Here is a 20,409-nt window from a genome sequence, read left to right as displayed (position 1 = left end):
AAAATCTATTACCCCATCGGAGCAATCAGTGTCAATGCAATATTTCTTTCAATAGTTCCTCACAAGTGCGAGCTCGATGACTCCAAGAATGAGCCTTAATAACATCTTCTTTTCGCCCATCAGTCAGTTGCTCTGGATTATCTGTCCATTGCCTATACATATCTCTTAGCACAGCCTCAATTTGTCTGCTGCAATTTTTCACAACAATCCCTGAACCTGTCTCTTCCAAAAGTTCGACACCAGGGTCAAAATCTTCAGCAGTCTTTATGTGTAGTATGGCCTTCTCAGCACCCAGATATTCATATATTTTTCCTGGAATCTGGTAGCTTTGGACATTCCCAATATTCACTAGTACATCTGCTTGTCTTTGCAACTCAAGACACTCAAAATGACTTTTTTTCCCGGCAAACTCAACACCGGAAATCCCTTGAAACATGGGCTCAAATTCAGAATTATCCCCAGCAATTACAAAAAATATTGCCAGATCCTGTAATCCAACAAGCGCCTTTGCCAACTCTAACGGATTCCTGAAATCTCTGTAGAAATTTCCTGTAAACACCAGAAGAAAGCGTTGTTCATCCTCTTTAGTTTTCCGACCTACTCGCCTATACGAAAAACCTTGAGGCAATACTGATATTTTTCTCTCGACACTGGCACCATGACGACTTATCAACAAGTCCAACACACTGCCAGCCGTGACCCAGATGGAAGAGGCTGAGTGAATAACCTTTCGCTCCACTTTCAGATCAATTCCTCGCCTCCATTTTGGCGAGTATGGGGTTAGCAATGGATCACCCATGTCAATAATCCAAGGAATCCCCAATTTACGGGCATAATTTCCAACAAAAATATCAACACCCGGCTCATGTGAGCTTATTACGGCATCGAATTTCTCATCCCTCAACAACTTCTTTATCTTTTGAAGTGCGAAAGGATACCATTCAGACCTCACATCCGGATAAAAAATAGCATTCAAAATCGATCGGACTATTCGATAAGCCTGAAATAGCCGAGATGGCTTTGACGCATTTCGGCCATTCCCAGCTTTATTATTTCTCCAGACATCTCCTGCCAATCTCTGGCCAAATCCGATAAAAGGCCCTGGCCAGACTCGATGGATAGTAATACGCGCATCCATATCCATGGGAAACGCGTTTTCTGTCGAAATATCTGGACATACGACATGGATGTCTACACCAATATCGACTAGCTCATTAGACAAATAAAACCAACGCAATGCCTGGGCAGCCAATATTGGAGGAAACTCATAAGCAATAAGCAATACTTTCACTAAGCTTGCTCTCTCAGAACGGCAACTATTCTTTGAGCGGCCTTTCCATCTCCGTATGGAGAAACACCTCGCGCCATTTTCTTGTATTCCGTTTCGTCATCTAGCAAGCACTGCACTCTTTGAACAATATGCTCACTATCAGTTCCCACCAATTCCACAACTCCTTCAGCAACGGCTTCAGGGCGCTCTGTTTCCTCACGCAACACAAGCACAGGCTTTCCAAGTGCAGGAGCCTCTTCCTGAACTCCTCCGGAATCAGTCAAGATTAGGATCGCTCTCTTCATTGCTGCAATAAAAGGCGCGTAATCCAATGGCTCGCAAAGAAGGAAGTTGGGTTCTTGACTCAAAAACTCGTAAGCAATATCTTTTACGTTTGGATTTGGATGAACAGGAAAAAGGAATTGAACCTCAGGATTTCTTCGAGCCAATATCTTCAAGGCACGACAAATACTCCTAAATGGTTCACCAAAATTTTCTCTGCGATGCGAAGTAACAAGCACAACACGTTTCTCAGGATCTACAGGTAAACCCATCTCCAATTTCTTTTCAGCGGTCTCCAACAGTGCATCGATGACCGTATTGCCTGTCACGATAATATCGTTATCCGCGATCCCGTCCCTAAGAAGATTCTTTCTTGATTCTTCTGTTGGAGCGAAATGCCAGCGGGCAAGTTTTCCAGCAATTATACGATTTGCTTCTTCTGGGAAAGGGTTCCGTATATCCCATGTACGCAGACCGGCCTCAACATGCCCAATTGAAATTCCATGATAAAAACAAGCCAAGGCAACAGTCATTACCGTGGTCGTATCCCCTTGAACCAATACGACGTCAGGCTTCTCTTCTTTTAGCACCACATCCAACTCCAAGAGCAAACGCCCCGTGAGTTCTGTCAGCGCTTGATTTGGCCGCATAATATTCAAATCGATATCAGGCTTCACCCCGAAAAAGTCCAATACCTGATCTAGCATCTGGCGGTGCTGTGCCGTAGCTAATACGCGGACCCGTGCCCATGGCTCTTTTTTAAGAGCAATGATAACTGGGGCCATCTTAATAGCTTCCGGACGAGTTCCTACGACACAAAGAATATTCTTTTTCGACGCATTAATATTAGACAATTTCACTCGGTGTAATCAATAAAAAAATCGCTTCGATGCTTCCACTTCTCTCTGAAATAGTCAGCATTTCTTTTAAAGAGATTTGCATAAGAATCAGAGCCAGCACTGGCGTTTGTAGTTTGATGGGGTTGATGACGAATGCCGGTCAGGTCGCGATAACAAATATCCAGACCCAGTTGCTTTATTTGGAGTGAAATGTCCGTATCTTCAAAGCAAGTTGGGTCGTAAGCGGTATCAAACCCTTGGGTAGATCTAATCACTGCCGTTCGCGTAAAAAATCCTCCAGTACCCAAATATGCAATATCTGATCGATAGCCTTCACGAATAGCCTTCTCATTCATGGCACGATTTTGGCAGTAGTCCGTGATCATTCCACCAAAATCCGTTCGATTAGCATCAAACCAACCTGCAGCCCATCCAACAGCACCGATATTGGCGTCACGATTCAGAATAGAGAGCGCCTCTTCAAAGCAGCTTGACGACGTAAACCACTGATCAGAATCAAAGAAGGAAATATATTTTCCGGTCGCAGCCGCGACTCCTAAATTACGTCCGGATGCACAACCATTTACGGGGTTCGGAATGACTCGTATCGAGGGGAATTTTTCTCGAACAAATTCAGCTCCATTGTCAGTACTGCAGTTGTCTACAACAATCAATTCTTTGATATATGCAGAGCAATGGTATAGCAAAGAAGTTAGTGTACGCTCGATAATTTTTCGATTGTTATGTATAAGAATGACAACGCTAACTGAATGTCGAAAATTTGTGATTTCCGGCTTTGCAGTGATGGCATCGAGCCGAGAAAACCATGAATTCTCCCAAACAAACCGATCCCCATCTTCCTTGAACATAAGATCATCCAGATGCATGACCTTAGCGCAAGCCAGGGCAAAATCTTCTGGATTTTTCTCAATCATCAATCCAGGGTATCCATTTATTTCCGGTAAATCAGTGGAAATGACAGGCTTACCGGCAAACAAATACTCAAAGACTTTAATGGGAGATACAGCATCAGAGATCTTCCCCGGAGTAAATGGAAGCAAGCAGAAATCCGAGTACGCCAAATATGCAGGCAAATCCTCAATGCGCTTAGAGCCCAAAAAGCAAATGTTTTCTGGAAGATTCTCTCTTTGTGGACGATCACCGATCAGCACAAAGTTGATACTGGGATTTTTGCGCGCAGCTTCTTCAAGGAAATCCCAAGCAAACCACTCACCATAAAGCGATCCAAAATATAGTCCTACACCTCCATTTCTCGGAAGATCATCAGGGCATGCGTAATTTTTATACCGATCGAAAAGATACTCATTCGCAGCGTTGGGCAGATACAAGGCATCGTCACGACCTAAATTATTGAGGCGATAAACCAAGAGCTTTGCAGTACCAACCACAATTTGAGATTTATTTACAAACTCGCAGTAAACATCCCTATTAAACCAATCACCTCCAAGACTTGTCTCCCAATCATCTATTAATTCAAATACAGTGCGCATACCGCAGATGTTGAATATATCAAGATATTCCAAAGCAGCATAATGAGGCAACTCCACCAAAAGAGTTGCATTACTGGAAATATTTTTAAGCAGTGCATCTGGAGAAATGTCTTCTATATGCACATGATTCAATCCATAAAGAGAAATATCGGATTCAACATAGGCATTGAATTCGAAATCAAACTTCTTATGGATATATATATAGGTGACTCGGCGCCCAGTTTTCAAAGCACAGCGAGCCAGTTGTGCTGAACGCTGCCCGCCACCGATATCATCAAAAGGCACCCCAGCAATGATAACCAAATCATCCTCTAAAAGGGCTTGATCTACTATATAACACCCCTTATGGTTCTGCTTTGGATATCTTGAAAGAACTGACGTGGATGCCGTTGCCAACGATATCTGCTGCTGTAGATCAATAGGGTGTGCTGTTGGATTGATCTTATGCAAGATATTGCGCCTGATATCCGGAGGTAACTTGAGAAAAAATGGCGTCCCTAGTTTGCTAATATGTGAATAAGTCGCTCGTAATGGCCGGGTGATACGCCAAGAAGCAGATGTCCTGAAATTTCGGAGTTCCTTTTGCAGTTTCTCAATTTCGGCATCACATGAAACAAGACACTTTTGCAATTCATCATTGGCTTGGCGCATCGCTTGATGCGTCTCCTCTGCAGCTAAGGCTGTGGAATTTATCTCTATTTCATGATTCGCAACTATTTTTTGATATTTCTCAGATTGATCTAAGTGTTCAACGATGGATTTTTCAAGTATTTCGATAGTAGCTTGTGCACTTTTACTGGTATGGGTCGCATTCATCAACCGCCTCTCAAGTTCAACTTGTGCTTCTTGACTGATGTGGATGACATCAGCCAATCGCCTTTCAGCTTCGGCCTGTGCGCGTTGGCTACTTTCTTCAAGATTTTTTAAACGCTGCTTCAGTTCAGCAATTTCTTCGTAGTGGCGGTATATTTCATCGTTTGGATTATTTACATTATTCTTATCTATAAAAACATCATGTAGCGTCAGCTTCTGCTCGGCAATCCATTGGTCTTGCCCGTAAATTAATAGTATTTGCTCCCCTGCCCAAAATTGATGAGGTCCAGAAACCTTACTCCATACCAGCGAGAAATCGTTGGGCAGTTTATTTGGGATATTTTTCGCGAGAAAAGTGAACTCATGCTCATCAATCCTATGGACCTCCTGGTAAGGAAGTAACAGCACCACAGCTTTTCTGGCTCGCTCAGTTAGACGCCGCAATACGTCATAGGGACTGGAGAAATGCTCCAGCGTATTCGATGAAAAAACGATATCGTAAGTCTCAAAAGAGTCTTGGCTTGAGCCGAGCCAGTTCTGGCACTTGAAATTGATGGCAGGATATCTCTTGCACGCCTGTTCTATCGCTGTAGCAGAAAAATCCACTCCACAGATATTTTCGACTGGCATATGGCTCGCCCATACGTCGGCACCATCTCCTTGTGCGCACCCCCAATCTACCAATGTCAAAGAATCTCGCTGCAGGGTTAGAAAAATCCATTCCGGCAATTGTTTTACAGCAAGCCAAGAGAATTCTCTTGATTGGGCAGGGCCACTCATTTTCTCCCAATCAGTGGAAAAACGCATATCCCAATAATGTTGAGAATTGATTTTCTCATCTGTAGTCATGGTGCTAGCTGGATGGACGATTGTGTGATAGATGGCTGAAATACCCCAAATAGGCGCCGATCTGATTCGGAGGCAAAGTACTGTACTCCCTCTATATATTCATAGTAGTGAATATCTCTGTTTTCCCTATTTTCCACAGCCACAACCAAGAGATATTTTCCCGCTGTAAGGTGATTGGTAAAATCAAAAGATACCCTAAAGTGCTCTCCTGTTGAGAAATCAAGCTTGGTGAAATCATGCGTGGTAGACACAATCAAATCTGTTCCTTTTAGATCTTTGATCGAAAATGCCAAGCTGATATTCTCTTTAGGCAAATGAGAAGGTAGTGCTACTTCTATAATAACCTTGAGTGACTCGCCCCAAATATAAACATTCTTTCTGACTTGACTGGCATCTAGAAGCTCTGCGTATTTCACAATACCGACCTCAGAACCCCAATGGTTGATGGGCTTTAGACAATCATCTTTATTGAAACAAGGAAAGGCTATTTGATTTGATAATTTAGGTATGCCTGCAGCAACACCTTCATCCTGCATTTTTTCTTGCTCTTGAGTCACATCATCGCGAAACATATAGGCCATATACTGGCCAGTAACTGGAAAAACATCTCCATCATCAATCAGCTTACCCTGATTGATCCAAATAGCTCGCTGGCACAAGGTTCGGACAGAGCCAACATCGTGGCTCACGAACAAGATGGAAGTGCCTTGCGCTTGTATATCCTTGATACGACGAATGCATTTAGCAATGAAGCGAGCATCTCCAACAGCCAACGCCTCGTCGACAATCAAGATCTCAGGATCCACATGAATAGCAACTGCAAAGGCCAAGCGTGCGTACATGCCGCTGGAATAGGTTTTGACTGGTTGCTCAAGGAAATCCCCTAATTCCGAAAATTCCAGAACATCTTGCATTCGCGACTCCATGGCTTCACGAGGAATTCCTAGAATTGCCGCATTCAAATATGCATTCTCGCGCCCAGTAAACTCCGGATTGAATCCAGCACCCAGTTCCAACAGCGCAGCAATGCGGCCATTCACTTTAATGCGACCACTGGTTGGTTTTAATGTGCCGCAAATAATTTGCAACAATGTAGATTTTCCACTGCCATTCTGGCCAATAATACCAACCGTTTCACCCTTGCCAATTTTAAAAGAAACATTTTTCAGCGCCCAAAACTCACGATAATGTTTTTTGGCAGGACATTGATTAATAGCCTCCATTCCCAATGCGGCATATTGCTTCAACCGATCAATCGGCTTTTTATAAATCTCGTAGCACTTGCTGACATTTTCAATTTCGATGATTGATTTAAAGGACATCAGAGAATCCCCCCTTGGTTTTTTGAAACCAAGCAAATCCCATCCAGAACACAAATGCGGACACGAAAGTTTGCTGAAACCATGCCACCCATTTAATGGATTTACCCCACAGCATCACGTCACGAGCAGTTTCTATTGAGAATGTCAGCGGATTTATTTCTAGCAATTTCCGGTACTCAACAGGAATTGAAGCAGTCGAATAAAAAACAGGGGACAGGAACATTAATACTGTAACCATGACGACAACAAACTGCGGCGTGTCTCGGATGTAGACCCCTAGTGATGCAAGCGTCCACGAGACCCCCAAAGTGAGCAACATCAATGGCAAAAGAGTAATTGGCAACAGCACAATACTTGCGTGCGGAAATCCAAAGAACAACATATAAAATATCAGCCACACCAAAGTACTCACCAAAAATTGGAAAAAAGCTGAGGCCAAAGCGATATATGGCAATATTTCAATTGGGAAAATTATCTTCTTTACGTAATTAATATTACCTACAATAAGCACCGGTGCACGACTGATCACTTCCGAGAATAAGCCAAATATTATTAACCCAGCAAACAACACCAATGCAAACTCTGCTTTTGATCCACTACCACCTGGCCATTGGGATTGAAATACCATGCCAAATACAAACGTGTAGACAGCCAGCATCAATAGTGGATTTAGAAAAGACCAAAGCAAGCCTGCAATCGACCCTTTGTAACGACTAACCACTTCCCTCTTAGCCAGATCTACGATAAGCACTCGATAATTCAATAATATTTTTAGGGGAGCGAGCATATCGATACTGTCTTTACGCATACATAATTGACTCTTGCAAGGCTAATATTCGCTTTGAATACGAACAATATCGTCCTCATCCAAATAGGCGCCCGATTGCACTTCGATAATCTCAAGCGGTAATTTCCCTGGATTTGCTAAAAGGTGAACCTTGCCAAGAGGGATGAAGGTGGACTCGTTTTCTCCCAACAAGAAAGTCCTGTCTCCATTGGTCACTTCGGCAGTTCCCTTCACTACGATCCAATGCTCAGCCCGGTGATAGTGCATCTGCAGACTGAGCCTGGCTCCTGGGTTGACAACAATTCGCTTGACTTGAAAACGCTCACCGCGGTCTATGCTGCCGTACCAGCCCCAAGGACGATGCACCTTGCGACGCGAGGCGCCAAGTTCACGCCTTTGGGCCTTCAATTCTGTGGCGATCTTTTTCACATCCTGACTCCTTCGCTTGTCAGCCACTAGGATGGCATCTGGAGTTTCTACAACGATAAGGTTGTCCACTCCAACGGTAGTCACGAGGCAGTTCTCCGAGAAGAGAAGGCTGTCATTAGTATCAATGGCCAGCGTGTGGCCTACATGGGCATTGCCACATGCATCACGCGGCAACACGTCCCAAAGAGAGTCCCAGGCTCCCAGGTCGGACCAGCCCGCATCCATCGGAACCACCGAAGCAAGAATTCCCAGAGCTTTGTTGCCTGGTAGATGTTCCATTACTGCGTAGTCGATCGATTTGGAAGGGCAACTGGCGAAGAGCTCGCCATGGGGGCGTATGAAGTCCATATCTTGGCTGCTCTGAATTAACGAGGCTTGGCAAGCATGCAGCATCTGCGGCTGCAGCTCTGCGACAGCCTTGAGCCATTGGTCTGCCCGCACCATGAAAAGGCCGCTGTTCCAAAGATAGTCGCCGCTTCGCAGATAATTTTCGGCCAATTCACGGTTGGGCTTTTCAGTAAAGCTGCGTATCTCGAACGCGCCGCAATCGACGGCTTCTGCTTTCTGTATATAGCCATACCCAGTCTCTGGACGGCTGGGTGTAATGCCAAACGTGACCATGGCGCCATCCTTGGCAAGTTGCCAAGCCACAGCCACGGCCTCATGAAATTCCGAAAGCCTGGTAATGACGTGATCTACAGGCATGGCCAGCATGACGGTTTCAGGCTCTGCGACCAGTGCCGCCAGGGTCAAGGCCGGGGCAGTGTTTCGACCAACGGGCTCCAACACCAGCTTGGAGCCTTCTATTCCGGCCTCCTGCAGCTGTTGCGCCGCCAAAAAGCGGTGCTCGTTATTGCATATCACGACGGGAGCAGCCTTCGAGATATGTTCGGCCATGCCATCCAAGCGCCTGGCAGTTTTCTGCAACATTGAGATTCCGTCCCCATGGAGCGCCAGATATTGCTTTGGGTGGCTCTCACGGGACAGTGGCCACAGGCGGGTTCCAGATCCGCCACAAAAGATGACGGGAAGCAAGGGTGTGCTCATGACGGGGTCTTGTTGGAAAGAGACTGGTGCAAATCCTCAGCATCAGCCTCCACCATCGCCAACCGCTGATTCAACCGCCGCACATCGCGCTCAATGCGGGTGTTGACCATGTCGGCATGCAGGGCCTTGATGAGCAGGACGATGCTGACCAGCAGCAGCAGCATGGCTGGTGGATAGCTGATGCCCAGCACCGCTGCCAGGCGGTTGATCATCCCGGGCCAGACGCCCAGCACGACGGCAGCCACGGCAACGATCACCCAGAGCAGCCCGTGCATGAGGTAGAGATGGTCGCGCCGGATCAGGTACAGAATCAGCGCAGCCAAACCCATACCCATAAAAGTTGTTGTTACCTGAAGGGATGCCATATTGATAATCAAGAGCCACCGAATGAGTCTGTTCGGTTGAAGCAGGGCACGCCTGAAAGCAGCGCAGTGGCGGTCTGAGACAAGCCAAACCATTCGCGAAATACGTGAAACCTCCTATTGCAGCCATCTGCATCATGTTCGGAACAAACGGACCCTGCTTGCCCCGCCTTGCCCCATGACAGGGAATCGCGGCATTCCTTCGCCAAAAGACCAGACATCCAGGATCAAAGCCTTGAATGCAGACGGGGTTCCGGCAGCACTACACTGAAGCACTCACCTGATACACGTCCGCGCTGTTGCTTTCGTGCACTCACCCATGCCATCTGCCACCACCCAGCTCCTGGTCATAGACCCCCAGAACGACTTCTGCGATCTGCCTGAGGACTGGTGTCCTGGCGGACTACGTCCCAGCCTTCCCGTGGCGGGCGCCCATGCCGACATGCAGCGGCTTGCAGGTTGGATACGGCGCGAGGGGGCGAGAATTGACGCCATCACGGTGACGCTGGACTCGCACCAGCGCTATGACATTGCCCACCCCGCCTTCTGGCAGCAGGGCGATGGCAGCCATGTGGCGCCGTTCACCGCGATCACGGCGGCGCAGGTGCGGGCGGGGGTGTTCCGGCCGCGCAACGCCGAGGCGCTGCAGCGCAGCCTGGAATATCTGGATGCACTCGAAGCAAACAGCCGCTACACGCTGATGGTCTGGCCCGTGCACTGCGAAGTGGGCAGCTGGGGCCACGGTATCCATGCCGATGTGCTGGCGGCCTGCGGCGACTGGCAGCAGCAGCGCCAGCGCGCCGTGTACAACGTTTTCAAGGGGCTCAATCCCTGGACCGAGCATTACAGCGCCCTGCAGGCCGAGGTGCCGGACCCTGCCGATCCGGCGACCCTGCTGAACACCGGCTTGCTGGAGCGGCTGGACCGCGCCGGGCTGCTGGTGGTCGCGGGCGAGGCGAGCAGTCACTGCGTGCGCTCCACGGTCGAGCATCTGGTCGAGCACCTTCCCCATCCTGAGCGCATCGTGCTGATGCACGACGCCATGAGCCCGGTGCCGGGCTTCGAGTCCGCGCACCGTGATTTCCTGGCAGCCATGCAGGCCCGCGGATTGCGGCTGGCCTCCAGCCAAGAACTCCACCTGTAGGGGCCAGGCCTCCTTCCTGCGCGCAGCCCCCTTTCCTGTTTCCCCAGCATCGCACCATGGCTCCCATCATCACCAGCCTGCTCGACACCGATCTCTACAAATTCACGATGTGGCAGGCCATGCTGCACCGCAATCCCCAGACCGAGGCCGAATACGAATTCGTCTGCCGCACGAAGACGGCCTTCCCGCTGGCCGAGCTGCTGCCCGAGGTGGAGCGCGAGCTGGACGCCCTGTGCGCGCTGCGCTTCACGCCCGAAGACCTGGCCTACCTGGGCGGGCTGCGCTTCATGAAGAGCGACTTCATCGACTTTCTGCGCATCTTCCAGTTCCAGCGCGCCTTCATCCGTGCCTGGGCCGATGGCGATACCCTGCACATTGAGGCCAAGGGCCCCCAGGTCCATGTGATGGGGTTCGAGATCTATGTGCTGGCCATCGTCAACGAGCTGTATTTCCGGCGTTTCGACGCGGAGGCGGCGCTGGCCGAAGGCCGCAGGCGCCTGGCGGGCAAGATCGAGCGCCTGCGCCACCTGGCCTGCGAGGCCAGGCTGCGCAACCCGTTCGAGCTGTTCGACTTCGGCGTGCGCCGGCGCTTCTCGGGCGCCTGGCAGCGCGAGGTGGTCCAGGCCTTTGCCACGCAGACGGCGCAGTGGTTCAAGGGAACGTCCAACGTGCTGCTGGCGCGCGACTTCGGCATCGTGCCCATAGGCACCATGGCCCATGAGTACCTGCAGAGCTACCAGGCCCAGGGCGTGCGCCTGCGCGACTTCCAGATCGCCGCGCTGGAGGACTGGGTGCAGGAGTACCGGGGCGACCTGGGCGTGGCCCTGACCGACACCGTGGGCATGGATGCCTTCCTGGCCGATTTCGACATGTACTTCGCCAAGCTCTTCGACGGGCTGCGCCACGACTCGGGCGACCCGTATGCCTGGGGCGAGAAGGCCATCGCCCATTACCAGAAGCTGCGCATAGACCCGCAGGCCAAGCGCCTGGTGTTCTCCGACGGGCTGGACCTGGACACGGCCCTGGCCCTGTACCAGCGCTTTGCCGACCGCATACAGCTGGGCTTCGGCATCGGCACGCGGCTGACCAACGACATGGGGCTGGAGACCATCAACATCGTGATGAAGCTCACCCACGCCAACGGCCAGCCCGTGGCCAAGATCTCGGACTCGCCGGGCAAGACGCTGTGCAACGACGAAACCTATCTGGCCTATCTGCGCCAGGTCTTCGGCCTGGCCCAGCCTGTCGCCGTCTGACACCGCCTGACACCGCCAAGGCTCCATTCATGCTGCGCATCACCATTGCCCAACTCAACCCCACCGTCGGCGACATCGCTGGCAACGTGGCCCGCATGGCCGAGGCCGCTGCCCGCGCCGCGCACGCGCAGGCCGACCTGCTGGTCTTTCCCGAGCTGTCGCTGTGCGGCTACTACCCTGGCGACCTGCTGGACGAGCCCGCCTTTCGCGAGTGCCTGGAGCAAGGCTTGCAGCAGCTGCTGCAGGCCACGCGCCAGTGGCCGCAATTGCACTGGGTCATCGGCGCGCCCACGCGCGCCAGCGGGCCGGGCAAGCCGCTGCACAACAGCCTGCTGGTGCTCAAGGACGGCGCCGTGCGCCTGCGCTACGACAAGCAGCTGCTGCCCACCTACAACATCTTCGACGAGCGCCGCCACTTCGAGCCCGGCCCCGACGCGGCCAAGGTGCTGCGCATAGGCCAGGCCCAGGTGGGCTTTCTGGTGTGCGAGGACGGCTGGAACGACGCCGGTGCCGACTACGCCACCAACCCCTTCGCGCGCATGGCCGACGCCGCGCCCGACCTGGTGGTCAGCATCAACGCCAGCCCCAGCCACCTGGGCAAGCGCGAGCAGCGCCACGAGATCTTCGGCCAGGCGGCCACACGCCACGGCCTGCCCATCCTCTACGTGAACCAGATCGGCGGCCAGGACCAGATCGTGTTCGACGGCGCCTCGTTCGCGGTGGAGCCCGGGCGCGGCGTGGTCTTCGAGGCCGAGCGCTTTGTCGAAGACCTGCGCACGCTGCAGTTCGACGACGGACGCTTCCTCGACGCGGCCGGCCAGCCCTGCATGAGCGTGACGGCCGAAGGCCTGCCCACCATGGAGTTCTACCGCCGCCAGATCGTGCTGGGCCTGCGTGACTATGCGCGCCGTTGCGGCTTCACGCGCGCCGTCGTCGGCAGCTCGGGCGGCATAGACAGCGCGCTGACCCTGGCCCTGGCGGCCGAGGCCCTGGGCGCGGACAACGTGGTGGCAGTCACCATGCCCTCGCGCTTTTCGTCGAGCGGCTCGGTCGATGACTCGGTGATCCTGTGCCGCAACCTGGGCATCACGCTGCATGAGCACCCGATCCGCGAGCTGGTCGACGGCTATGCGCGCCAGTTCGAGGCCAGCTTCGGCCAGCCGCTGCAGGGCCTGCCGCTGGAGAACCTGCAGGCACGCATTCGCGGCACCACGCTGATGGAGTACTCCAACGCCTTCGGCCACCTGCTGCTGACCACGGGCAACAAGTCCGAGATCTCGGTGGGCTACTGCACGCTGTATGGCGACACCAACGGCGGCCTGGGCCTGCTGGGCGATCTGTACAAGACCGAGGTCTTCGAGCTGTCTCGCCACATCAACCACAGTGCGGGCCGAGAGCTGATTCCCCAGGCCATCATCGACAAGCCGCCCTCGGCCGAGCTGGCGCCCGACCAGAAGGACGAGGACAGCCTGCCGCCCTATGCGGTGCTGGACGAAATCCTCAAATACGCCATTGAGGGCCGGCACCTGTCCACCGCCGAATACGGCACGGCCGAGCGCTTTGTGACCCAGCTGCTGGGCCAGCCCGGCGGGGCCGAGCTGGTTGACCGCGTCAAGCGCATGATCTTCCGCAGCGAGTACAAGCGCCGCCAGGCCCCGCCCATACTGCGCGTGCGCCCGCGCGCCTTCGGCACCGGGCGCCAGATGCCCATTGCCGCCCACTACGAATGAAGCCAGAGTGAAGCCACCGAGCCTGTTTATGCAAGAGACTGCCGCCATGGACGCCCCCACCGAAACCCCGGCCACCAGCGAGCGCGTGCACACCGCCGTGCTGATCGGGCGCTTCCAGCCGCTGCACAACGGCCACATGGCCCTGCTGCGCGCGGCGCTGGAGCGTGCCGAGCAGATCGTCGTCGTGCTGGGCAGCGCCTGGCAGGCGCCCAATCCCAAGAACCCCTTCAGCTGGCAGGAACGCGCGCAGATGCTGCGCGAGGCGCTGCCGCCCGCGGACGCGGCCCGCCTGCACTGCGTGCCCGTGCGCGACTACTACAACGAGCCGCTGTGGGTACAGGCCGTGCAGCAGGCCGTGCAGTCCTGCGTGCCCGAAGGCGCCAGCGTGGCCCTGGTCGGCCATTTCAAGGACGCGACCAGCGGCTACCTTGCGCGCTTTCCGCGCTGGCAGCTGATCAGCCTGCCGCGCCTGGGCCAGTTCGACGCCACGCCGCTGCGCGACATCTACTTCGGCGAATCCGGCGTGGACTTCGAGGCCCTGGCCGCCCAGGTGCCGCCCGCCACCCTGCAGTTCCTGCGCCAATGGGCCACCACGCCCGTCCATGCGCAGATGTGCGAGGAATGGCGCATGCTGGCCCGGTACCGCCAGGCCTGGGCTGCGGCGCCCTACCCGCCCGTCTTCGTGACCGTGGACGCACTGCTGCGCTGCCGTGTGCCGCACGAAGACGCGCAACAGGACCACATCCTGCTGATACGCCGCGGCCATGCCCCGGGCCTGGGCCTGTGGGCGCTGCCGGGCGGCTTCCTGGAGCCGCGCGACACGCTGTGGCAGTCCTGCCTGCGCGAGCTGCGCGAGGAGACCTGCTCCACGCTCAGCGAGGCCGACCTGCAGGCGGCCCTGCAGTCCGTGCAGGTCTTCGACCATCCCGACCGCAGCCTGCGCGGGCGCACCATCACCCATGTGCATTACCTGGACCTGGGCGTGCTGCCCTCGCTGCCGCCCGTGCAGGGCGGCGACGATGCGGCACTGGCGCGCTGGGTGGCCGTCTGCGACCTGCCCGCCATGGAAAGTGCGTTCTTCGAGGACCACTTCCAGATCCTGCGCCAGTTCCTGCCCCTTCCGGTGCAACAGCCCCTGGCGGACACGGGCGTGAAAATCGGCTAAAACCGGAGATTGCGGCGCCATCTTGCGCCGCAATACCGTTTTTCCGGGCTTCCCGTGTTCCCCCGCGATTGAATGACTACCACCCTACAGATCCGACCCGCCACCCCCGATGACGCCGAGCTCATCGTCCGCTTCGTGCGCGAACTCGCCGTCTATGAAAAAGCCGAGCATGAAGTCCTGGCCACGCCAGAGCATGTGAAGCGCACCCTGTTCAGCGACAACCCCGCCGTCTTCGGCCTGATCTGCCTGCATGGCGACCAGCCCGTGGGCTTTGCGGTCTACTTCTTCAATTACTCGACCTGGCAGGGCCGCCACGGCCTGTACCTCGAAGACCTCTACGTCACGCCCGAGGCGCGCGGCCTGGGCGCGGGCACGGCGCTGCTGCGCCGCCTGGCGCAGATCGCCGTCGAGAAGGACTGCGGCCGCTTCGAGTGGAGCGTGCTCGACTGGAACCTGCCCTCCATCGAGTTCTACGACCGCCTGGGCGCCCTGCCCCAGACCGAGTGGATCCGCTATCGCGTGACCGGCGACACCCTGCTGGAGATGGCGCGCGAGCCGGCCTGAGGCCGGCCCCCTTCGTCTGCCTACTCGGGCTCCACGCCCTGGCGCACGGCCTGCTCGACGACCTCGCGCGTCAGCGTGGGCACGAAGGTCTCGATGAAGGCATAGGCATAGCCGCGCAGCCAGGCGCCCTTGCGCAGGCCCAGCCGCGTGGTGTTGACCTCGAACAGGTGGCCGGCGTCCAGCGTGCGCAGGCCCTGGTCGCGCTCGGCATCCAGCGCCACCGAGGCGACGATGCCCACGCCCATGTCCAGCTCCACATAGGTCTTGATCACATCGGCGTCCATGGCCGTCAGCACCACGTCGGGCTCCAGGCCCTCGCGCGCAAAGGCCTCGTCGATGTGGGCGCGGCCCGTATAGCCCTGCTCGTAGGTGATGATGGGAAAGCGCGACAGCGCCTCCAGCGTCAGCGCCTGCTGCGACTGCAGCAGCGGGTGGCCGGGCGGCACGACCACGCCGTGCGTCCAGCGGTAGCAGGGCAGCGCGACCAGGCCTTCATAGCCGGCCAGCGCCTCGGTGGCCACGCCGATGTCGGCCTCGCCGCTGCGCAGCATCTGCGCCACCTGCTCGGGCGAGCCCTGGTGCAGGTGCAGGCGCACCTGCGGATAGCGCTGGCGGAAGTCGCGCACCACATGGGGCAGCGCATAGCGGGCCTGGGAGTGGGTGGCGGCAATCGACAGCCGCCCCTGCTCGCTGGCGCTGAAGTCAGCGCCCACGCGGCGCAGGTTGTCGGCCTCCAGCATCAGGCGCTCGACGATGGGCAGCAGCGCCTCGCCGGGCGGCGTCAGTCCGGTCAGCCGCTTGCCTGCGCGGATGAAGATCTCCACGCCCAGTTCTTCCTCCAGCTCGCGGATCTGCCGGCTCACGCCAGGCTGGGAGGTGTGCAGCGTGTGGGCCACCTCGGTCAGGCTGTAGCCGCGGCGCACGGTTTCGCGCACATAGCGCAGTTGCTGGAAGTTCATGGGCAAGGCTCCGCCCGGGGCCGGTGCGGCCCGGGCCTGTGGAAGGCAAAAGCAGGAAGGAAAGAGAGAGGGGGACGGCGAGAGGCTTCAGGCCGAACAGGCCACGGCCGGCTCATCCGGGGCATCGGCCGCTGCCTCGCGGGGCAGCTCCAGCAGCTCGATCAGATTGCCTGCGGGGTCGCGCGCATAGCAGCGCCGGCCCTCGCTCACGGGCGCCACCTCCAGCGCCAGGCCGCCGTGCACCAGCAACTGCTGGCGCAGAGCATCCACGTCGCTGACCGTCAGCGCCAGGTGCACCAGGTTGCCCGCCGCGCGCTCGGTGCCGCCGGACTGCCCCTTGTAGGGCACCAGATCGATGCGCTGCCCGCCGGCCAGAAAGCTCAGGCCCGGACGCCCGGCAACGGTCAGGGCAGACAGGCCCAGCACTTCGCCATAAAAGCGCTCCATGGCCGCCTGGGCGCGCGCCGGGAAGGACAGCTGGACATGGTGGACGCCACAGACGATGGCCACGCCCGGCTTCATGGCAGTGCGGCCGGCAAGAGGGGAAGGCCAGGCGGGGCGTGTGGTGTGGGTCATCGAAGCGTCTCGGAAAAGAATCAGCAGCCCGAATGCTGCTGCAGGCCATTGTCGAGACAAGTCGAAAAAACCAAAAATAATAAAAATTCAGTCTGTTATTTCCAAATCATCTCAAGAGATCGAACGCCGGTGGTCGGCACGGCGCGCCAGCCACTCGCCGCCGAACTGCAGCACCGACACCAGGGCCACCAGGATGACGATGACCTCGAACATCACGCGCGTCTCATAGCGTTCGTAGCCGTAGCGGATGGCCAGGTCGCCCAGGCCGCCCGCCCGGCGCCGTGGTGTGCAGCACGATGGCCAGCGCCAGCCCGGCAACGATGGCGATCAGCGAGGACGCGCCCGCCATCAGCAGGGTTTCCAGAAAGGCCTGCAGGTATTTATCGAGCGGGGGCAGGGACATGGCCAAGCAGTTGCAGTGAATCGGCGCCCAGCGCCTGTTGAAGGGAAGACAGCGCGGCCGGCGAGAGCGGGGAGAGCGACGACGGCAGATCCTGCACCGGCACGCCCACCAGCAGGCGGCCCTGCGAACGCCCGCGCATGCAGTCAAGCCCGCCCTGCAGCAGGCGGGCACGCGGGCCCAGCACCTGGAGCTGCGCCAGCGGCAGGCCCTGCTGGCTGCCGCCGTCGGCCCATCCGATGGCCAGCACGGCGACGGCCTCCGGGCCATCGGCCTCTGCCACCAGTTCCAGGTCGGCCGCCAAGGCCTGCCGCAGCGGCCGCAGCAGCGCACGCGCAGCCTCCGAGCGCGGTGCCGCAAACAGCTGCCAGACCTCGCCGATCTCCTGCAGCCGGCCCTGGTCCAGCACCAGCACGCGATCGCAGACCTCGCGGATCACGGCCATGTCGTGCGTGATGAGCACGATGGTCAGCTGCAGCTTGCGGTTGATCTCGCGCAGCAGCTCCAGGATGGACTGCGTGGTCTCGGGGTCCAGGGCCGAGGTGGCCTCGTCGCACAGCAGGATTTCGGGCTCGTGCACCAGCGCGCGCGCAATGCCCACGCGCTGCTTTTGCCCGCCCGAGAGCTGGGCCGGATAGGCGCCGCTCTTGTCCGCCAGCCCCACCAGAGCCAGCAGCTCGTCCACCCGCGCGCGCACGAGCGCGGGCCGCCAGCCCGCGGCCTGCAGCGGCAGGGCCACGTTCTCGTACACCGTGCGCGAGGACAGGAGGTTGAAGTGCTGGAAGATCATGCCGATGCGCCGGCGCAGCGCCACCAGCGCGTCCTCGTCCAGCGTGGCGACATCGGTGCCGTCCACCAGCACGCGGCCGCTGCTGGGCCGCTCCAGCGCATTGATGGTGCGCAGCAGCGTGGATTTGCCGGCACCGCTGCGGCCGATGACGCCGAACACCTCGGCACGCGCCACCTCGAAGCTCAGCGCCTGCAGTGCGTGCACGGGCTCGCCCGCGCTCCTTCCCGTGCCCGTTCCCGGGTAGTGCTTGCGCACGCCCTCGAAGACGATGTGCGGCCGCTGCAGCGCATCGATTGCATGGGGCTCGCCGGCCGCCGCCTGTTCCACCTTCATTGCCTTACACGCCTCAGAAGGCCGGCAGCACCGAGCCCTGGTACCTGCTCACGATGAACTGGCGCACGGGCTCGGACTGGTAGGCGCGCAGCAGGGCAGCGACCCAGGGTGCAGCGCGGTCGCGCTCGTGCACGGCAATGATGTTCACGTAGGGATTGCGCTCGCGCCTTTCGACGGCAATGCCATCACGCGTGGCGATCAGCCCCGCCTGGTAGGCAAAGCTGTTGACGATGGCCGAGGCATCGAGATCGTCCAGCGAGCGCGCCAGCACCACCGAAGCGGCCTCCACCAGCTGCACCTTCTTCTGGTAGCTGGCGATGTCGGCCAGGCCCGCCGTGCCCTTGAAGGGGTCGAAGCCTTCGCGCAGCTTCAGGATGCCCTGGTCCTGCAGCACCACCAGCGCGCGCGTCTGGTTGCTGGGATCGTTGGGAATGCCCAGGCGCGCGCCAGCGGGCAGGTCGGCCAGGCGTTTGTGCTTTTTCGAATAGAAGGCGATGGGCGAGATATAGGTGTCGCCGGCCGCCACCAGCCGGTAGCCGCGCTGCTGGTTCTGGTCGCGCAGAAACGGCACATGCTGGAAGGAGTTGGCCTCGATGTCGCCGTTGTTCAGCGCCTCGTTGGGGCTGGCCGCGCCGCTGATGACCACGGGCTTGACCTGCAGCCCCTGCTCGCCCGCCACGCGGGTCACCACCTCCCAGATTTCCTCATCCACGCCGCCGCGCACGCCCACGCGCAGCGGGCCGGCCTGCGCGGCCCGGATGGCGCCTGACATCGCCGCCACCGAGGCCCCCGCCGCCAGTCCCCGCAGAAATACTCGCTTGTCCATCGCACAGTCCTTTCAAGAATCAACAGGCACCGATCAACAGGAATCGATCAATAGGCACCGGGGTGCAACTCACGGCCAGCGGCGCGGGCCTGGGCCTGCAGGCGGGCGAAATGCTCGGGATAGAAGCGCTGGGCCACATCCAGGTGGGAGCGCACGCGGCCCTTGAGCGCGTTCTCGCCCACATGGCTGAACAGCGGGTTGTCCGGGTCGCTCTGCGGCCCCGTGGCCAGCACGGCCAGCTCGGGCGGCAGGGTCAGCAGCGGGACCTGGCCCAGGTCCAGGCGCGGCGCCAGGAAGTAGGCGATGGAGTAGCGCTGCACGCCCGCGCGCGGCACCAGCACGCGATGCACGTTGGCGCGCAGATAGCCGTTGGTGGCCAGCTCCAGCATCTCGCCGATGTTGATGACGAAGGCCCCGTCGCGCGGCGGCACATCGACCCAGCCGGCCGGCGTCTCCACCTGCAGCCCGCCCACCTCGTCCTGCAGCAGCAGGGTCAGCAGGCCGCCGTCCTTGTGCGCGCCCACGCCCTGGCCTGCTGCGCCCAGCTCGCTGCCCGGGTAGTGGATGATCTTGATGCGGTGCGCAGGCAGGCCGCTGACCAGGGCGTCCAGCGCGCCCTCGGGCAGCTGCAGCGCGGCCACGAAGTGGCGCAGCAGCTCCAGCGCCACGCCATGCGCTGCCGCCTGCCAGGCCAGCACTTCCTCGCGGAACCCGGGCAGGGCCTGCGGCCACTGGTTGGGGCCTTGCAGCCCCTTCCAGTCCGGCACGCCGGGGCCTGCGGGAATCTCGGGCGACTCCTCGCCCAGGTCGATCTGCTCGCGCTGGTCGGGCCGCTGGCGCGTGATCTCCATGCCCACGGCCGTATAGCCCCGGAAGTGCCGCGTGTTGGCAATGGCCAGCGCCTGCTTGTCCGCCAGCGGCTGCGCAAAGAATTCGCGGGCGCGCCGCTGTATGCCCTGCCATGCGTCCCGGCCTATGCCATGCCCTTCCAGGTAGAAGAAGCCGGTGTCACGCGCCGTGCGCGCCAGCTGGCGCAGCGCCTGGGCCTGCGTGGCCGGGTCGCGCAGGGCCTGCAGATCGATGACGGGCAGGGCCGGGGTTGCCGCTGTGGCGGCGGGCGCGTCGAGAGTGGATGCTGTCAAGGTGCTCATGCTG

General features: G+C 57.7%; 17 protein-coding genes and 1 pseudogene. 5 read left to right on the top strand and 13 right to left on the bottom strand.

What is annotated here, in order from left to right; genetic code table 11:
* Positions 1–31 precede the first annotated feature (31 nt).
* The 7 genes from INR38_RS01585 to INR38_RS01555 are packed head-to-tail and all read right to left on the bottom strand — an operon-like array spanning position 32 to position 9,514.
* The gene (locus INR38_RS01585; protein WP_207441684.1) at positions 32–1,291 is read right to left on the bottom strand and encodes a glycosyltransferase; all 1,260 of its coding nucleotides are present in this window, start codon (positions 1,289–1,291) and stop codon (positions 32–34) included.
* Positions 1,291–2,406 carry a UDP-N-acetylglucosamine 2-epimerase (non-hydrolyzing) gene (wecB, locus tag INR38_RS01580; RefSeq protein WP_207441791.1) on the bottom strand — a complete coding sequence of 372 codons (1,116 nt, stop codon included), beginning with the start codon at positions 2,404–2,406 and terminating at the stop codon, positions 1,291–1,293. The genes INR38_RS01585 and wecB overlap by 1 nt, the downstream gene beginning before the upstream one ends.
* A gap of 2 nt (positions 2,407–2,408) precedes the next feature.
* The gene (locus tag INR38_RS01575; protein WP_207441682.1) at positions 2,409–5,564 is read right to left on the bottom strand and encodes a glycosyltransferase; all 3,156 of its coding nucleotides are present in this window, start codon (positions 5,562–5,564) and stop codon (positions 2,409–2,411) included.
* Positions 5,561–6,886, bottom strand: a complete 1,326-nt coding sequence (locus tag INR38_RS01570) for an ABC transporter ATP-binding protein (RefSeq protein WP_207441680.1) — start codon at positions 6,884–6,886, stop codon at positions 5,561–5,563. The genes INR38_RS01575 and INR38_RS01570 overlap by 4 nt, the downstream gene beginning before the upstream one ends.
* Complete coding sequence (locus INR38_RS01565; protein ID WP_207441679.1) at positions 6,876–7,694, bottom strand: ABC transporter permease; 819 nt, start codon at positions 7,692–7,694, stop codon at positions 6,876–6,878. The genes INR38_RS01570 and INR38_RS01565 overlap by 11 nt, the downstream gene beginning before the upstream one ends.
* 21 nt (positions 7,695–7,715) lie before the next feature.
* On the bottom strand, positions 7,716–9,149 hold the full coding sequence (locus INR38_RS01560; protein ID WP_207441676.1) for a mannose-1-phosphate guanylyltransferase/mannose-6-phosphate isomerase: 1,434 nt from the start codon (positions 9,147–9,149) through the stop codon (positions 7,716–7,718).
* The gene (locus INR38_RS01555; protein ID WP_071957223.1) at positions 9,146–9,514 is read right to left on the bottom strand and encodes a DUF2304 domain-containing protein; all 369 of its coding nucleotides are present in this window, start codon (positions 9,512–9,514) and stop codon (positions 9,146–9,148) included. The genes INR38_RS01560 and INR38_RS01555 overlap by 4 nt, the downstream gene beginning before the upstream one ends.
* Positions 9,515–9,830: 316 nt before the next feature.
* On the opposite strand from INR38_RS01555, the gene INR38_RS01550 reads away from it, so the two are divergent.
* The 5 genes from INR38_RS01550 to INR38_RS01530 all read left to right on the top strand — a co-directional run bounded on the left by INR38_RS01550 (position 9,831) and on the right by INR38_RS01530 (position 15,370).
* Positions 9,831–10,655 (top strand): cysteine hydrolase, encoded by an 825-nt coding sequence (locus INR38_RS01550; protein ID WP_207441675.1) that lies wholly within the window; start codon positions 9,831–9,833, stop codon positions 10,653–10,655.
* Positions 10,656–10,711: 56 nt separating this feature from the next.
* Positions 10,712–11,911: a nicotinate phosphoribosyltransferase gene (gene pncB, locus INR38_RS01545; protein ID WP_012207404.1), complete on the top strand. Its 1,200-nt coding sequence runs from the start codon at positions 10,712–10,714 to the stop codon at positions 11,909–11,911.
* 29 nt (positions 11,912–11,940) lie between these two features.
* Positions 11,941–13,641 carry an NAD+ synthase gene (locus INR38_RS01540; RefSeq protein ID WP_207441674.1) on the top strand — a complete coding sequence of 567 codons (1,701 nt, stop codon included), beginning with the start codon at positions 11,941–11,943 and terminating at the stop codon, positions 13,639–13,641.
* Between the two features lie 46 nt (positions 13,642–13,687).
* Complete coding sequence (locus tag INR38_RS01535; RefSeq protein ID WP_065345583.1) at positions 13,688–14,806, top strand: bifunctional nicotinamide-nucleotide adenylyltransferase/Nudix hydroxylase; 1,119 nt, start codon at positions 13,688–13,690, stop codon at positions 14,804–14,806.
* A gap of 72 nt (positions 14,807–14,878) precedes the next feature.
* Positions 14,879–15,370 (top strand): GNAT family N-acetyltransferase, encoded by a 492-nt coding sequence (locus INR38_RS01530; RefSeq protein WP_183019493.1) that lies wholly within the window; start codon positions 14,879–14,881, stop codon positions 15,368–15,370.
* Positions 15,371–15,390: 20 nt separating this feature from the next.
* Here the strand turns inward: INR38_RS01530 and INR38_RS01525 are convergent, their stop codons facing one another.
* From INR38_RS01525 to INR38_RS01500, 6 genes and pseudogenes are all read right to left on the bottom strand, one after another.
* Positions 15,391–16,329 carry a CysB family HTH-type transcriptional regulator gene (locus tag INR38_RS01525; protein WP_013800726.1) on the bottom strand — a complete coding sequence of 313 codons (939 nt, stop codon included), beginning with the start codon at positions 16,327–16,329 and terminating at the stop codon, positions 15,391–15,393.
* An 87-nt stretch (positions 16,330–16,416) separates the two neighbouring features.
* A complete protein-coding gene (locus INR38_RS01520) occupies positions 16,417–16,905 on the bottom strand; it encodes a VOC family protein (RefSeq protein ID WP_012207409.1) in 489 nt (162 codons plus the stop codon).
* 111 nt (positions 16,906–17,016) lie between these two features.
* Positions 17,017–17,308: pseudogene (locus tag INR38_RS01515) on the bottom strand (hypothetical protein).
* Positions 17,286–18,428: a methionine ABC transporter ATP-binding protein gene (locus INR38_RS01510; RefSeq protein WP_207441673.1), complete on the bottom strand. Its 1,143-nt coding sequence runs from the start codon at positions 18,426–18,428 to the stop codon at positions 17,286–17,288. Before INR38_RS01510 ends, INR38_RS01515 begins: the two are co-directional and overlap by 23 nt.
* Before the next feature lie 13 nt (positions 18,429–18,441).
* Positions 18,442–19,254, bottom strand: coding sequence for a MetQ/NlpA family ABC transporter substrate-binding protein (locus INR38_RS01505; protein WP_207441672.1), 813 nt, complete (start codon positions 19,252–19,254; stop codon positions 18,442–18,444).
* A 47-nt stretch (positions 19,255–19,301) separates the two neighbouring features.
* The gene (locus INR38_RS01500; protein WP_047326487.1) at positions 19,302–20,405 is read right to left on the bottom strand and encodes a 2-oxoglutarate and iron-dependent oxygenase domain-containing protein; all 1,104 of its coding nucleotides are present in this window, start codon (positions 20,403–20,405) and stop codon (positions 19,302–19,304) included.
* Between the last annotated feature and the right edge of the window lie 4 nt (positions 20,406–20,409).

The sequence above is a fragment of the Delftia sp. SD018 genome (assembly GCF_017355445.1).
Classification (GTDB): Bacteria; Pseudomonadota; Gammaproteobacteria; order Burkholderiales; family Burkholderiaceae_C; genus Comamonas; species Comamonas acidovorans.
Note: the sequence above shows the minus strand (reverse complement) of the source record. Positions and strands in the feature narration are given on the sequence as shown.

Bases quoted from the DNA above. Each gene is read 5' to 3' on its own strand.
- INR38_RS01575 (WP_207441682.1), bottom strand. From the start codon at position 5,564: ATGACTACAGATGAGAAAATCAATTCTCAACATTATTGGGATATGCGT.
- INR38_RS01570 (WP_207441680.1), bottom strand. From the start codon at position 6,886: ATGTCCTTTAAATCAATCATCGAAATTGAAAATGTCAGCAAGTGCTAC.
- INR38_RS01565 (WP_207441679.1), bottom strand. From the start codon at position 7,694: ATGCGTAAAGACAGTATCGATATGCTCGCTCCCCTAAAAATATTATTG.
- INR38_RS01560 (WP_207441676.1), bottom strand. From the start codon at position 9,149: ATGAGCACACCCTTGCTTCCCGTCATCTTTTGTGGCGGATCTGGAACC.
- INR38_RS01555 (WP_071957223.1), bottom strand. From the start codon at position 9,514: ATGGCATCCCTTCAGGTAACAACAACTTTTATGGGTATGGGTTTGGCT.
- INR38_RS01550 (WP_207441675.1), top strand. From the start codon at position 9,831: ATGCCATCTGCCACCACCCAGCTCCTGGTCATAGACCCCCAGAACGAC.
- pncB (WP_012207404.1), top strand. From the start codon at position 10,712: ATGGCTCCCATCATCACCAGCCTGCTCGACACCGATCTCTACAAATTC.
- INR38_RS01540 (WP_207441674.1), top strand. From the start codon at position 11,941: ATGCTGCGCATCACCATTGCCCAACTCAACCCCACCGTCGGCGACATC.
- INR38_RS01535 (WP_065345583.1), top strand. From the start codon at position 13,688: ATGGACGCCCCCACCGAAACCCCGGCCACCAGCGAGCGCGTGCACACC.
- INR38_RS01530 (WP_183019493.1), top strand. From the start codon at position 14,879: ATGACTACCACCCTACAGATCCGACCCGCCACCCCCGATGACGCCGAG.
- INR38_RS01525 (WP_013800726.1), bottom strand. From the start codon at position 16,329: ATGAACTTCCAGCAACTGCGCTATGTGCGCGAAACCGTGCGCCGCGGC.
- INR38_RS01520 (WP_012207409.1), bottom strand. From the start codon at position 16,905: ATGACCCACACCACACGCCCCGCCTGGCCTTCCCCTCTTGCCGGCCGC.
- INR38_RS01510 (WP_207441673.1), bottom strand. From the start codon at position 18,428: ATGAAGGTGGAACAGGCGGCGGCCGGCGAGCCCCATGCAATCGATGCG.
- INR38_RS01505 (WP_207441672.1), bottom strand. From the start codon at position 19,254: ATGGACAAGCGAGTATTTCTGCGGGGACTGGCGGCGGGGGCCTCGGTG.
- INR38_RS01500 (WP_047326487.1), bottom strand. From the start codon at position 20,405: ATGAGCACCTTGACAGCATCCACTCTCGACGCGCCCGCCGCCACAGCG.